At 68.5% G+C, this 13,679-nt stretch carries 10 protein-coding genes and 1 pseudogene; 2 read left to right on the forward strand and 9 right to left on the reverse strand.

What is annotated here, in order from left to right:
- Nucleotides 1-2: 2 nt before the first annotated feature.
- The 7 genes from ABFO07_RS26795 to ABFO07_RS26825 form a co-directional block, all read right to left on the reverse strand.
- The gene (locus ABFO07_RS26795) at nt 3-482 is read right to left on the reverse strand and encodes a DUF1795 domain-containing protein (protein ID WP_059890245.1); all 480 of its coding nucleotides are present in this window, start codon (nt 480-482) and stop codon (nt 3-5) included.
- A gap of 86 nt (nt 483-568) precedes the next feature.
- On the reverse strand, nt 569-1,015 hold the full coding sequence (locus ABFO07_RS26800; RefSeq protein WP_059886457.1) for a hypothetical protein: 447 nt from the start codon (nt 1,013-1,015) through the stop codon (nt 569-571).
- Between the two features lie 88 nt (nt 1,016-1,103).
- A complete protein-coding gene (locus ABFO07_RS26805; RefSeq protein ID WP_347468886.1) occupies nt 1,104-3,917 on the reverse strand; it encodes a type VI secretion system Vgr family protein in 2,814 nt (937 codons plus the stop codon).
- Nucleotides 3,918-4,464: 547 nt separating this feature from the next.
- Nucleotides 4,465-5,103 (reverse strand): DUF2894 domain-containing protein, encoded by a 639-nt coding sequence (locus ABFO07_RS26810; protein WP_155635994.1) that lies wholly within the window; start codon nt 5,101-5,103, stop codon nt 4,465-4,467.
- Entirely contained in the window at nt 5,093-5,743 is a 651-nt protein-coding gene (locus ABFO07_RS26815; protein ID WP_059564078.1) for an OmpA family protein, read from the reverse strand. Before ABFO07_RS26815 ends, ABFO07_RS26810 begins: the two co-directional genes overlap by 11 nt.
- A 3-nt stretch (nt 5,744-5,746) precedes the next feature.
- Nucleotides 5,747-8,794: a DUF802 domain-containing protein gene (locus tag ABFO07_RS26820; RefSeq protein WP_322237397.1), complete on the reverse strand. Its 3,048-nt coding sequence runs from the start codon at nt 8,792-8,794 to the stop codon at nt 5,747-5,749.
- Nucleotides 8,795-8,804: 10 nt separating this feature from the next.
- The gene (locus ABFO07_RS26825; RefSeq protein WP_060291025.1) at nt 8,805-9,533 is read right to left on the reverse strand and encodes a DUF3348 domain-containing protein; all 729 of its coding nucleotides are present in this window, start codon (nt 9,531-9,533) and stop codon (nt 8,805-8,807) included.
- Between the two features lie 235 nt (nt 9,534-9,768).
- Here ABFO07_RS26825 and ABFO07_RS26830 point away from each other — a divergent pair, with 235 nt between their 5' ends.
- The gene (locus tag ABFO07_RS26830; protein ID WP_060149610.1) at nt 9,769-10,980 is read left to right on the forward strand and encodes a DUF1444 family protein; all 1,212 of its coding nucleotides are present in this window, start codon (nt 9,769-9,771) and stop codon (nt 10,978-10,980) included.
- Between the two features lie 63 nt (nt 10,981-11,043).
- Here the strand turns inward: ABFO07_RS26830 and ABFO07_RS26835 are convergent.
- Nucleotides 11,044-11,187: pseudogene (locus tag ABFO07_RS26835) on the reverse strand (LysE family translocator); the annotation flags it as partial.
- Nucleotides 11,188-11,450: 263 nt separating this feature from the next.
- On the opposite strand from ABFO07_RS26835, the gene ABFO07_RS26840 reads away from it, so the two are divergent.
- Entirely contained in the window at nt 11,451-12,830 is a 1,380-nt protein-coding gene (locus tag ABFO07_RS26840) for an FAD-containing oxidoreductase (protein ID WP_060351161.1), read from the forward strand.
- Between the two features lie 145 nt (nt 12,831-12,975).
- Here ABFO07_RS26840 and ABFO07_RS26845 read toward each other — a convergent pair whose 3' ends face one another.
- Entirely contained in the window at nt 12,976-13,623 is a 648-nt protein-coding gene (locus tag ABFO07_RS26845) for a LysE family translocator (RefSeq protein ID WP_059886418.1), read from the reverse strand.
- Between the last annotated feature and the right edge of the window lie 56 nt (nt 13,624-13,679).

Raw genomic sequence — 13,679 nt, forward strand, 5'->3', positions numbered from 1 at the left:
CGTCAGGCCGGCCTGGGTTCGCCGGTCTCGCCGGTCTCGTCCGCCGGCCGGTAGTCGTCAAGCCAGCCGCGCCATAGCGCGTCCATCTCGTCGTTGAAGGTGCGCGTGCCCGAGGCCGTGAAGATCAGCACGCGCCCGGGCGCCACGATGAAGGCCGCCTGCCGCTGGTACACGAGCCGTGCGCCGTTGCGGTAGCTCGCGTCGATGCGTTCGCCGGCGAGCGCCCGGTCGTCCGGGCCGAGCCGTTCGGCCTGTCGTGCGATCAGCTTGTGCCCCTGCAGGCGCGACTTGAGCAGCGCGAGTTGCCGGTCGACGTACGGCGCGAGCGTCTCGCCGTCCTTCAGCCAGTCGCGCGCGACGCTCAGGTTCGGCTGGTTCGCCGGATCGGCCGGCACGAACACGTTGGTGGTGCGGTCCTCGAAGCCGGCGGGCAGCGTGATGCTGCCTTCGTGAATCCGGATGCGGTTGTCTGGATCGGTCATGCGGGTCATCGGACGAATCTTGAGGAATGGATCGGTGTTGCCGGCAGGCGCATCGGATCATTGGTACGGAAACGCCCTCGCCCGGCTCACTCCCCCTGCTTGGGCTTGAACGCCACGGACGCGAGACAGCCTGGATTGCGCTCCGTGAAACTGAACGACAATTGCCCCCACGGCAGGCGCGCAGAATGCGTCGTGGCCTCGTCGAGCGAGCGCCCGCGCGGCACGTCGGTGATCTCGAGCCCGCCGTAGTGCCCGCGCACCGCATCCAGTCCGACACACGGGCCGCCGAGACGCAGCACCATGAAACCGGGGTGCGCGCCCTGGCGCTTGATGCGCAGGTCCACGTTCTCGATGACCACGCCGTCCGTCAGCTTGACGGGCGTGCCCTTGAAGAACTGGAACACGTCGCTGCCTTCGTCGTCGGTCTCGCTCAGGCGCGTCGACAGCGTGTTTTCGATCCCGGACTTCGAGAACGGGACTTGCCGTGCCAGCGCGTCGATCGCTTGCCACAGCGTCATCTTCGGTTGCGTCATGTGTGAATCCTGTACGTTTTTTCCATCGGCCTGACCGCATCCGGCCAGCCAGGCCGCGACGCCGAGCGTCATCAGAACCCGTCGCAAGTTACTTCTTGGGCGGGAAATTCTTGTCATACCAGCCTCCGTAATACTCCGCATAGGGTTGTTTCGTGGTTGACGTGATTTCCCCCTTGCCGAATTGCGCGCCGATCGCATGTCTCGCCGCGTCGGCGTTGCCGTCCTTCAGGAACTGGTCGTAGGCCTTGTTGTACGCCGCGTGATTGGCGCTGTTGCCGGCAATGCCGATGTCCTGGCCGCCGTTGGCGAGGATTTCGCGTTGCGCCTTGATGTTGTTCAGCGTCGCCGCGCCCTCGTCCGCCAGTGTGCCATCGACGTACGCGGCTTTCGACGAATAGTCGGGCTTGAACGGATAGGTCGCGTGCCCGGCCTCGTGCGCGAGCGCCTGGGTCGTTGCCGCCGTGTTGCCCTTGAGGTTGCCGTCCAGCGTGACGGTCTGCTCCCCGCGATTCGCGAACGAGCCGCCGCCGGGCGCACCGTACTTGAACTTCCAGCCGTCGTCCTTGAGCTTCTTCAGGTCGCCTTGCAGCCCCGGCGATTTCGCCGCGAGCTTGTCGACGTCGTCGCCCAGGCCGGTCTGCTGCGGCGCGGCGGCGCCGCCTGCCGCGGCCGCGCCTGCACCGGCGGCTCCGGCCGCCGCTGCCGCATCGCCGCCGGCCGCGCCGGTCCCGCCCGGCGGCGCAGACGCGCCCCCTTGGTTCAGGTGGATGACCGGCCCGTCGATATAGATGCCGCTCGCGTCGATGAGGATGGTGGACGCGCCATGCGTCAGCTTGATGCTGCCCTTCGTCATCGTCACGACGCTGTCGCCGACCCGGTGCTCGATGCCGTCGCTCGCTTCGTGACTTTGCGTGCCGGGGCCGGCCGCGTTCGCCACCGCCTGGGTGTTGATCACGTTGGCGGTCGACGAGCGCGTCAGCGCGATCGTCTCGGTCAGGCTGCCCTGCGCGACGTGTTTCGTTTCATCGCCCTTCAGCACCGACACCTTCCGCGCACCGCCCTCGACCGTATGCGATTCGTTATCCTTGACGACCGTGTTCATGTCCTTCTGCGCGTGCATGAAGAACTCTTGCGCGCCGTTCGCATCCGAGAAGCGCAGCTCGTTCGAGCCGGCGCCCTTGTGCGTCTGGCTCTTGATCCCCATCGTCTGGCCGCCGCTGCCGTGATACGGGTTGCCCGAATCACCGTTGAACACGCGCCCGACCACGACCGGGTTGTCCGGATCGCCCTCGTTGAACGCGACGATCACTTCCTGCCCGATCCGCGGAATCGCCGCGCCGCCCCAGCCCTTGCCGGCCCACGGCTGCGACACACGCACCCACATCGAATCCGAGCCGTCACGCTTGCCGCGCCGATCCCACGGGAAATGCAGCTTCACGCGGCTGCCGTCGGTATGGATCTCCTCGCCCTTCGGCCCCACCACCATCGCCGACTGCGTGCCGTGCATGGACGGCTTGCGCGTACGCCGCTCCGGCCGGAACGGAATGTCGAACGGCAGGCACGTGAACGTATTGTGGTACGGCAGCTCGGCACCCTGACGCGTGTAATCGTTCACCGCCTGGTGGCGCACGCGCAGGATCACGAATTCCTTGTCGTTGTAGCTGGACGAAGCGTGATTGACGAGCGTGAACCGGCCGTTCGTCGTCATCCCGCGCGCATACCCGGCACCGTTGAAGCGCCGCGCCTGCGCTTCTTCGGCTTCCATCGCGTAACGCGCATAGCGTTCGCCGTCCTCGCCGTGGTCGTACAGCGAGTGGTACTGATAGCGTTCGGTGCCCTGAATGTTGTCGTGCTTGAGGCTGACGGTCGGCACCTCGACATGCATCAGGCTCGACGACGGCTGGTTGTAGTTGAAGTCGCGGAACGTGATCTTGCCGACCCGGAAGCTGAACGCCTCGTCCCACCGGTCGATGCCGTTCAGTTCGCTGGCGGCGCTGTCCGCGTAGTACGGGATCGTCTCGAGATTCGGGATCGGCCGGAACAGCGAATTGCTGTCGCCGATCACCAGCACGTGCCTGTCCTTCTCGAAGCGGAACGTCCAGACGAGCCCCTCCTGCTCCATCAATCGCGTGCAGAAGTGGTAGTACGACTCGTCGTACATCACGATGTATTCGAGCGGCGGCCGCTCGCTGCGGATGTCGAATTCGAAATCCGCGAACCCCATCTCCTGGAAAATCTCGCGCAGGATGTCCTGCGGCGCCAGGTTCTGGAAGATCCGGCAGTCCGTCGAGCGCGTGAGGAACCAGAACCACGGCACGACCGACATCTCGTAGCGCGTGACCGTGCCGGAATTGCCGACCCGGCCGAACGACGCGACGTAGCCGTCGAAATAGCGACGCGCGTCAGTCTCGGCCGACGCGGCCACGATCTTCGTCAGGCTGAAAGTCTTGCCCTGCGGATCCAGCGCGATCTTCACGCGCTGGCCGACGATCTGCTCGGGCCCGATATTGTTCCGGTGAGACAGCAGGTCGAGGTGAATCTCCGGCAACTGGTTGACGTGCTCGTCGATCACGGCGGCGTTGACGAGCAGCACGTCCTGGCCCAGCGGCGTGTCGAGCGTGACGTAGCGGTTGTCCTGGGTCAGTTGCGGGCGCCCGCCCGTCACGCTGTTGAGTGCGTCGGCGATCGATTCGGGGGTCTTGCCGAGCATCGCCATGCCGGTTTGTGCGAGCTGGACGGCGCTTGCCGCGCCGCCGAGCAGCCCCGCGCCCGGCATGCCGGTCAGTGCGCCGAGTTGCCCCGCCATGCCGGCGATCGAGCCCAGGCTCGCCAGGCCGCCCGCCGTCGCGGGGACGGCGCCACCGGCCAGCCCGCTGGCGCCCCTGTCTTCCACGAAACTCATGATTAACCTCTTTATTCTATTCGGGCGGGCCGATTGCCGAATTCGCAATGCGCCCGGCTGCGAGGGTCTCTCAGTTCCTCGCGCGTCGCCAAATATAACAAATTGGAGGAAAATTCATAAGCATTTCGGAGTATGTAACGCTCGTTTAAATCACCGTGGCGCTCGGCGGTTCAGCCTCCTCCGTCAAACAGCGCCAGTGATCGGCCGTGCACTGGCTACAGGCCGTTGTGCTGCAATGCGTCAGGCAATCGCCGGCCCCCCGCGCATGAATGCCTGTCATTCATGTGTCACGCAGCGATGTGTCATCCTGCCCAACCCATATACGTGAATCGACTTCGACGTCTTGATAACCGGCCGTTAAATTAATACCGATCAAAATCGGGTTTTACGCAACCCGATTGTCATATTTACCGATTCATTTGAAGTCCGGTTTGATAACCCGGAAGATTCAATCGCCCCATTCATGCATGATTGGTCGATTGACGAGAAATGAATGCCGCCGCCGCGTGACGGCACGACACCGGCGCGGAGGCCGTGATGCGTGCCGCTAGCGCGTCTTGCCCCGCGCCGCCTTCTTCGCGCCCTTCGCGCGCGGCGCTTCCTTCTCGGCCTGCGCGCCGCCGCCCATCAGATCCTCGAGCCACGACAGCGCGTCCACGTACGACAGGAACTGCTGAAGATAGCCCGGCGACAGGTCGCGCATCAGCGACAGCGAGCGGTGCACGAGGCTGCTCGAATTCAGCGGGCCCGCATTGCGCGGCACCTGGTCGAGCGCCTGGCGATACTGCTTCTCGGTGCGGACCTTCGACCACGTCTCCCGGAAGAACTCGATCATGGCCGGATCGATGCCGGCGCGGTCCGCCTGCGCATCGCGCGCGAGCTGCGCGACGAGCGCCGCCAGCGCGCCGCGTGCGGGCTCACCGGGCGCGGGTTCGCCGCGCGCAGGCTCGCCGGGCGGAATGCCCACGTCAGCCGCATTCGGCGCACCACGTTCGACGATATCGGCATAGCCGGCGAGCAGCGTCGCCAGCCGCGCGTCGAGCAGGCGCCGCGCGTCGCCGTCGTGGCCGGCCGCGCGACGCGCCAGCGCGTCCATCAGGTGAAACCGCACCGGGTCGAGGCGATCCGCGCCCTGCTCGCGCCACGCGTCGAGCATCGCGCGGGCCTGCGTCGCGTCACTGCCCACGCCGGCCCCCGTTCGACGCCGTGCGGCGCGGCACCGGCGCGATCTCGACGCGGCGGTTCTTCGCGCGCCCCGCATCGTCGGCGTTCGAGCTGACCGGCTGCTCCGAGCCGAATGCGGCGGCGAACACCGACGCGCTCGGCACGCCCGCGTCGATGAATGCGCGCGTGACCGTCAGCGCGCGCTTCGCGGACAGCTCCCAGTTGTCCGCGAACTGGCGGTTGCCGGCGTGCACCTGCTGGTCGTCGGCGAAGCCGCTGACCATCAGGATCTCGTCGCGGTTCTTCAGGTACGCGGCGAGCGGCCCGGCCAGCGTCTTCAGCAGCTCGCGGCCCTCGGGCTGCAGCTGGTCGGAGTTCAGCGCGAACAGCACGTTGCCGGCGATGCCGATGCGGCCGTTCACGAGCGTCACGCGGCCGGCCGCGAGCGGGCCGGCCAGCGCCTGCTCGAGCGACTTGCGTTGCTGCGCTTCCTGCTGGCGCTGCCGCACCGCTTCCTCGAGCTTCGACGTGAGTTGCAGCTGCATGCCGATCACGCCGACCAGGATCAGCACGAACGCGCCGAGCAGCACCGACATCAGGTCGGCGAACGCAGGCCAGACCGGCGCGGCCGATTCCGCGCCGCCGTCGATTTCGTCGTGCATGCGTTACGCTCCGACGGACGCGCGCCGGCCGGCGAGCTGTTGCAGGTCTTCGACGATCTGCTTCTGCGACATCATGCTCAGGTCGATCACTTCGCGCGCCTGCGCGACGTAGTATTCGAGCTGCTCGTCGCTGCGCACGAGCGACTTCTCCAGCGCGGCCTCGATGCGCTGCAGGTGGGACAGCAGCTTGTCGTTCGATTCGCCGAACGCGTGCACGGCCATCCCGAACGCGTCGCCGAGGCTCGCGACTTCGACGGCGCCCGCCGTCACCTGCGCCGCAACCGCGTCGAGCTTGCGGGTTTCCGCGTCGACCGTGTCGTTGAAGCGCGCGCCCACGCGTTCGAGCAAGTCGGCCGACGTGCCGACCAGCGCATCGACCGCGCTGCGTTGCTCGGTCGATGCGTGGTTGACCGCGTCGAGCAGCGTTTCCAGCGTCGCCAGCAGGCGGCTGCGCTCCTCGAGCATCGCGGTGTCGCGCACCATGCTGTCGGACAGGCGCTGGCGCAGTTCGGCGACGACCTCGGCCGCGGCCTTCGGCGCCTCCGATGCAGCCTGCACGAGGCGGGAGATCTCGTTGATCGTGTCGCTCGCATGCGCCTGCGCGTGCGCGGTGATGTCGTTCGCGGTGCGGGCGAGCGTGTCGCAGATGTCCTGCTGACGGCTCGCGGCCTGCGTGCTCGCCTGCGCCCACTCGTCGCGCAGCGTCGCGGCCATCGACGCGAGCGACGCGTTCCATGCGGCGAGGCGCTGTTCGTCGCGCGATGCGAGTTCGGCCTGAAGCCCCGCGTGAGATTCGCGCATCGTGTTCAGCAGCGATGCGGAATGCTGTTCGAACGCCGACGTCTGCGCGCCGATGTCGCTTGCCGATTGCGCAAGCGCGTCGATGATCTTCTGCTGGCGGCTCGTGTGGTCCGCGCTCGTCTGCGCCCATTCGTCGCCGAGCTTCGTCGCGATTGCTGCAAGCGACGCATTCCATGCCGCGAGGCGCTGTTCGTCGCGCGATGCGAGTTCGGTCTGCAGGCCCGCGTGGGATTCGCGCATCGTGTTCAGCAGCGATGCCGAATGCTGTTCGAACGCCGACGTCTGTGCGCCGATATCGCTTGCCGATTGCGCAAGCGCGTCGATGATCTTCTGCTGGCGGCTCGTGTGGTCTGCGCTCGTCTGCGCCCATTCGTCGCCGAGCTTCGTCGCGATCGCTGCAAGCGACGCATTCCATGCCGCGAGGCGCTGTTCGTCGCGCGATGCGAGTTCGCTCTGCAAGCCCGCGTGCGATTCGCGCATCGTATTCAGCAGCGATGCCGAATGCTGTTCGAACGCCGACGTCTGCGCGCCGATATCGCTTGCCGATTGCGCAAGCGCGTCGATGATCTTCTGCTGGCGGCTCGTGTGGTTCGCGCTCGTCTGCGCCCATTCGTCGCCGAGCTTCGCCGCGATCGCTTCAAGCGACGCGCTCCATGCCGCGAGACGCTGTTCGTCGCGCGATGCGAGCTCGCTCTGCAGGCCCGCATGCGATTCGCGCATCGTATTCAGCAGCGATGCCGAATGCTGCTCGAACGCCGACGTTTGCGCGCCGATGTCGCGCGCCGTTTGCGCCAGTGCATCGCTGATCGCCTGCTGGCGGGTGGTCTGGCTTGCGCTCGTCTGCGCGAGGTCGTCGCGCAGCGCGGCGGCCATCGCCGCGAGCGAGTCGCGCCATGCCGCGAGGCGCTGTTCGTCGCGCGACGCGAGTTCCGTCTGCAGCCCCGCGTGCGACGCGCGCATCGTGTCCAGCAGCGACGCCGAATGCTGCCCGAACGCGGCGGCGGCCGTCTCCAGCGCGCGCGCGTTGTGGCCGGCCATCGTCTCGCCGGCCTGCGCCTGCTGCGCCAGCGCGTGCCGCCACGCGTCCGACATCCGCTGCTCGGTCGCCTCGAGGCGCGTCGCGACGCCGTCCAGCAGGTCGGTCGAGCGCTGCGCAAAGGTGTCGGTGAACTGGCCGAGCGTGGTGCGCAGCTGCTCGGCCGATGCGTCGTTCGAACGCTGCTGGTCCGCGAGCGCGCGGTTCCAGATGCCGGCCACGTTGTGGGTGGTCGCCTCGAAGCCGCTCGCCAGGCCATCCAGCTGCCGATCGACGGCCTGCGTGACGGTGTCGCGCAGTACGGTCATTTCGCGCGTGAGCCCCGCCATCGTCGCTTCCATCACCGGCTGCAGCGCGGCACCGGCCACGCGGGCGCTCTCGGCGGCGCTGTCCTGCAGCGACTGCCCGACCGACGACGCGAGCCGCCCGTATGCGTGCTCGGTCCGGTCGAAAAAGGCCTGCTGGCTCGCGGCCTGCTGCTCGTGCAGCGCGACGCTGCGCTGCTCGAGCGTCGTCATCATCGTCTGCAGCCGGTCGACCAGCGCCGGCATCACGTCGGCCTGCCGCTGCAGCAGCCGGAACGACTCGTCGCGGCGATGCGCATGCGAATGCACGCGCAGCGTCGTCGCGATCTTCGCGTCGAGTTGCTGCGCCGCATCGATGCGCTCGCGGCGCAGCAGCGCGGACAGCAGCCCGAGCATCGCGGACGTCGCCACCCCGGCGATCGACGTGCCGAACGCGAAGCCGAGGCCCTTGACCGGCGCGATCAGCGACGCGCGAATCGCGTCGAGGTCGGTCGCGCTTTCCAGCGCGGCGCCGGTGCCCTTGAGCGTCACCACCATCCCGAGCAGCGTGCCGAGCATCCCCAGCAGCACGAGCAGGCCGACCAGGTAAGGCGTGAGCGACGGCCCCGGCAGCGCCGCGCGGGTGCCCTCGATGCGCGCGCGCACCGCGCCGCGCAGGCCCGGGGGCAGCGTGTCGAGCCACGCGTCGAGCGCAGCCGGCGGCTCGGACAGGCCGGCCACCGCGCGCGAAAGGGTCGCCGTGGCCTGCCGGTAGCGCAGCAGTTCGAATCCGCCGGCGAGATAGCAGGCGGCGATCAACAGGGTGACGGCCGCCGCCACCGGGTTCGACGCGACATAACCGGCGCCGATCCAGCACACCGCGATCAGACCGGCCACGAATACAACGAGATCAATACGAATTCTGGACATAACGTCTTGTTTAGCTGGCGCGAAGGGCTTCGAGCAGCCCTTCCACCGTTTGAAACCGAACTTCGAGCTCGGCGAGCAGCACGCTCTGCATATCCTTGCGGAACACGTCCAGCCATGCGCCGGACGTGACCGCCGTGTTTCCCGATTCCTCGGCATCGCCGAGCGCCTGCCGCTCCGCGTCGCGCAGCCGCTCGAAGTGCGCGCCGAGCAGCGCCGGCACGGTGGCCAGCAGGCTGCGCTCGCGCGCGCCGAGCACCCGCTCCATGATCGCGTCGAGCGTCGCGAGCCGCGCCATGCCGGGCGTGCGCGCCGCGAGCGCGACCCGCAGGCGGCCGCGCAGCTGGCCGATCGCCGTTTCCATCTCCTGCTGCAGGGACAGATAGCGCTGGCGGAAATCCGCGAAGTCGGCCGTCTCGGCGGCCGGCGCCGCCGGCATCGCGCCGTTGCGGCGGCTCGCGCCGGCCGCGCGGCTGCGCGTCACCGCCTGCGCCAGCTCGTGGCGCACGCGCGCGCACTCGCGCTCGGCGTCGCCGCCGGGCGCGCGCGCGCCGCCGGCGAGCGCGGGCGGACTGCCGTTCAGCGCCGAGGACAGCGTGATCGCGTCGGTCCAGCCGAGCCATTGGCTCAGCCGGTCCGCCAGCGTCTGCCGGGATTCGGGTACGTCGGCATCCGCCAGCCGCGCGAGCAGGCGAACGAGCGTCGGGCCGCTCAGTGCCGTGCGCTGGGGGGCTTGCACCATGCTGCAACCGTCAAAAAAGGCAGCAGTTTACACGTCGGCGCGGGGTCCGCCGCCGGATTGCGCCCGGCGGGTGCGGCAACGCACCGCGGCAGAGCCCGCGAACGCCCACCGGACAAGGCTCGCAGCGCGATTGGCGGCGGCCGGCGCTCAAGAATCCGGCGCGCCGGACCGATAAACCGGACACGGCGGGCTTGCCCCGCGCGTCTGCATTGCCGGCCCGACTCGACTCCACACGATGCTTCCCGATTTTGCCCTGCGCTTTCTCGACCGCTTCCGCAAGCCGGTCACCCAGCAACAATTCGCCGAACGGCTGACGAACGCGCTGCGCGCGGCCGGCGACACGCGCGCGTGGATCTACGAAAGCGACAAGAGCCGCCTCGTGCAGTCGGACACCCGCTCGAACGTGATCAACCTGCACAACCTGTTCCGCGACTACGTCGGCGCGAAACCGGCGGACCGGCAAGCCACGCTGGCGCGCCAGGCGAGCGGGATGCTGCAGCACGCCATTCCCGCCGCGTTCGCCGAGGCGAGGGCGCAGCTGCGGCCGGTGATCCGCAGCGCGACGGAGCGCGGCGTGATCGACCTGCAGATGGAGACGCGCGCGAACCGTCCGGCAATCGCGCACCGGCCGCTGTGCGAGAACCTCGAGATCGGCATCGCGTACGACAGCGAATTCACCGTGACGCGGCTGACCACGGCCAAGCTGGACGAATGGGGCGTCACGTTCGACGACGCGTACGACGTCGCGCTCGACAACCTGCGCGCCGCTTCGTCGCGCGCGTGGCTGCCGCTGCAGCACGGCGTATTCCTGTCGCAGTTCGGCGACTACTACGACGCGGCCCGGCTGCTGCTGACCGACCTGCTCTACCGGCAGCCGATCGCCGGCGCGCCGGTGGTGATGGCGCCGAACCGGTCCGTGCTGCTGCTCACCGGCGACCGCAACGCGGCGGGGCTCGACACCCTGCTCGGGCTCGCCGAGCAGGCGCTCGCGCAGCCGCGCCCGCTGTCACCGCTGATGCTCCGCTGGGACGGCACAGCCTGGCGGCAGTTCGTGCCGGACGCGCTCGCGCCGAGACTGCAGCAGCTGCGCGTGAACGAGCTCGCCGGCGACTACCAGGACCAGCAGGCGCTGCTGAACGAGGCGCATGCCCGCGACGGCGTCGACATCTTCGTGGCGAAGTACGGCGCGTACCAGCGCCCGAGCGGGGAAGTGTTCAGCGTGTGCGTGTGGACCGAAGGCGTGCGCGCGCTGCTGCCTGAAACGGACTGCGTGGTGCTGTACCGGCAGTCGACCCGGCAGTCGGCGTACGTGCCGATGGCCGAGCTGATGCGCGCGTGCGGCGGGCTGATGAAGGCGACCGGGCATCGCCCCGTGCGCTACGAGGTCGATGCGTTCCCGGACGACGCGGTATTCGGCGCGTTGCTCGCGCAATACCCGGAATGCTGAGGGGGTGAACGGCGGCGCGGGCGGATGCGGCACCGCATCATGCGTCGCCCTTCGCGCCCCGCGTCAGATCCCCGCTTTCGGCGCGGTCAGGATCAGCCGCAGCCCGAGCGCGGAGATCGCGCCGGCCGCGGCGCGGTCGACCCATTTCTTCGCGCGCAGATACCATTCGCGCGGCCGGCGGGTCGAGAAGCACAGCGCGACGATCGTGCAACGGCGCCATGCGAGCGGCCATGCTGCCGGTTCCCCGCCGCAACCTGCCCCCATTCGACCGCGCCTGTACGCGACACGCGCGGCCCCGAAGCGGCCGACTGCCTTCGGCGCGCGGCGTCGCAAGGACTGACCCAGCCGGCCAGATCGACAAGGTCTACCATAGACGAACCGTGCGCCGCGAACGCGGCCCGGCCGGCACGCATGATGCTTCCGTCATGCATCGTTCACGACGCAACGCACCCGCAGCGCAGGAGAACGCCATGGCCCAACGCTTCGACGCAATCATCATCGGCACCGGGCAGGCCGGCCCGCCGCTCGCCGCCCGGCTGTCCGGCGCGGGCATGAACGTGGCCGTGATCGAACGGGGCCGGTTCGGCGGCACCTGCGTGAACACCGGCTGCATTCCCACCAAGACGCTGATCGCCAGCGCGTACGCCGCACATCTCGCGCGGCGCGCCGGCGAATACGGCGTGACGCTCGGCGGGCCGGTAACGGTCGACATGAAGCAGGTGAAGGCGCGCAAGGACCAGATCTCCGGGCGGTCGAACCACGGCGTCGAGCAGTGGGTGCGCGGCCTCGAACACGCGACCGTGTTCGAGGGCCACGCGCGCTTCGACAGCGCGAACACGGTGCGCGTCGGCGATGCGCTGCTCGAGGCGGAACGGATCTTCATCAACGTCGGCGGGCGGGCGCTGGTGCCGCCGATGCCCGGCCTCGACCAGGTGCCGTACCTCACCAACTCGACGATGATGGACGTCGACTTCCTGCCCGAGCATCTGGTGGTGGTCGGCGGCAGCTACGTCGGGCTCGAATTCGGCCAGATGTACCGGCGCTTCGGCTCGCGCGTGACGATCGTCGAAAAGGGGCCGCGCCTGATCCGGCGCGAGGACGAGGACGTATCGGATGCGGTGCGCGAGATCCTCGAGCGCGAAGGCATCGACGTGCAGCTCGATGCGAACTGCCTGAGCGCGCGGCGCGACGGCAGCGGCGTCGTGGTCGGCCTCGATTGCACGGGCGGCGCGCGCGAAGTCGCGGGCTCGCACCTGCTGCTCGCGGTCGGGCGCGTGCCGAACACCGACGACCTCGGGCTCGAACGCGCCGGCGTCGATACCGACGCGCACGGCTACATCAAGGTCGACGAACAGCTGCGCACCAGCGTGCCCGGCATCTGGGCGATGGGCGACTGCAACGGCCGCGGCGCGTTCACGCATACGGCCTACAACGACTACGAGATCGTCGCGGCGAACCTGCTCGACAACGATCCGCGCAAGGTGTCGGACCGCATCCCCGCATACGCGATGTTCATCGACCCGCCGCTCGGACGCGTCGGGATGACCGAGGCCGAGGCGCGGCAGTCGGGCCGCCGGCTGCTGGTCGGCACCCGCCCGATGACGCGCGTCGGGCGCGCGGTCGAGAAAGGCGAGAGCCTGGGCTTCATGAAGGTGATCGTCGACGCGGACAGCCACGCGATCCTCGGCGCGTCGATCCTCGGCGTGAGCGGCGACGAAGTCGTGCATGCGCTGCTCGACGTGATGGCCGCCGGCGCGCCGTACACGACGATCAGCCGCGCGATGCACATTCATCCGACGGTGTCGGAGCTCGTGCCGACGCTGCTGCAGGATCTGCATCCGGTGCCGTAGCCGGCGCGCAGCACGCACGCCGGCAGGTAGGCGAACACGGCCGGCGCCACGGCATTCGAGCCGTCGATCGATCGCGCCTTCGCGGTTCGCGCAGATCGCCGATGCGCGCCGGTACATGGAGGCCGGCGCAGGCGCCGGCCGACAATCAATGGAAGCCTGCCGCCTTCAATGCGTCTGCGGCCATGTGCGCGCCAAGCGCAAACAACATGGCACCCATCGTCCATCGCTGAGCCAGCAGGAGCCCCGGGCGACGGGCGAGGAACGCCGCCATGCCGCCGGAGCAGATGGCCACGAAGCCATTGACCAGTGCGAACGCGACGATCAACGACGCACCGAGCACGAGCGACTGCCTGAGAACGCTGCCGTCCTGCGCGTTGATGAATTGCGGCAGGATCGACAGAAAGATCATCGCCAGCTTCGGATTCAGCAGGCTCGTCGCGGCGCCCATCGCGAAGAGCCGGCGTGGCTGTTCCCGGCGCAGCTCGCGCACTTCCAGCGGAGAACGGCCGCCGGGCTTCACGGCCTGCCACGCGAGATAGAACAGATACACGGCGCCCCCGGCGCCCAACACGCTGCCTGCATAAGGCACGCTCAGGAACAGCGCCGTGATGCCGAACGCTGCGCCGAACATGTAGAAGAGGTAGCCGAGCATGACGCCCGCCAGCGAAATCAGCCCGGCCGAGCGTCCTTGCGCAATCGAGCGCGACATCACGTAGACCATGTTCGGGCCCGGCGTCACGGCAATCATCCCGCCAACCGCCAGAAATCCGTAAATCGATGCCGTTCCCTGCATGGTCGTGCACTCCGCTCGTGATCGTCGAGCGTAGTATCGGGTCGATGCATAACCAC

The organism is Burkholderia stagnalis (genome assembly GCF_039848545.1).
GTDB classification, from domain to species: domain Bacteria; phylum Pseudomonadota; class Gammaproteobacteria; order Burkholderiales; family Burkholderiaceae; genus Burkholderia; species Burkholderia stagnalis.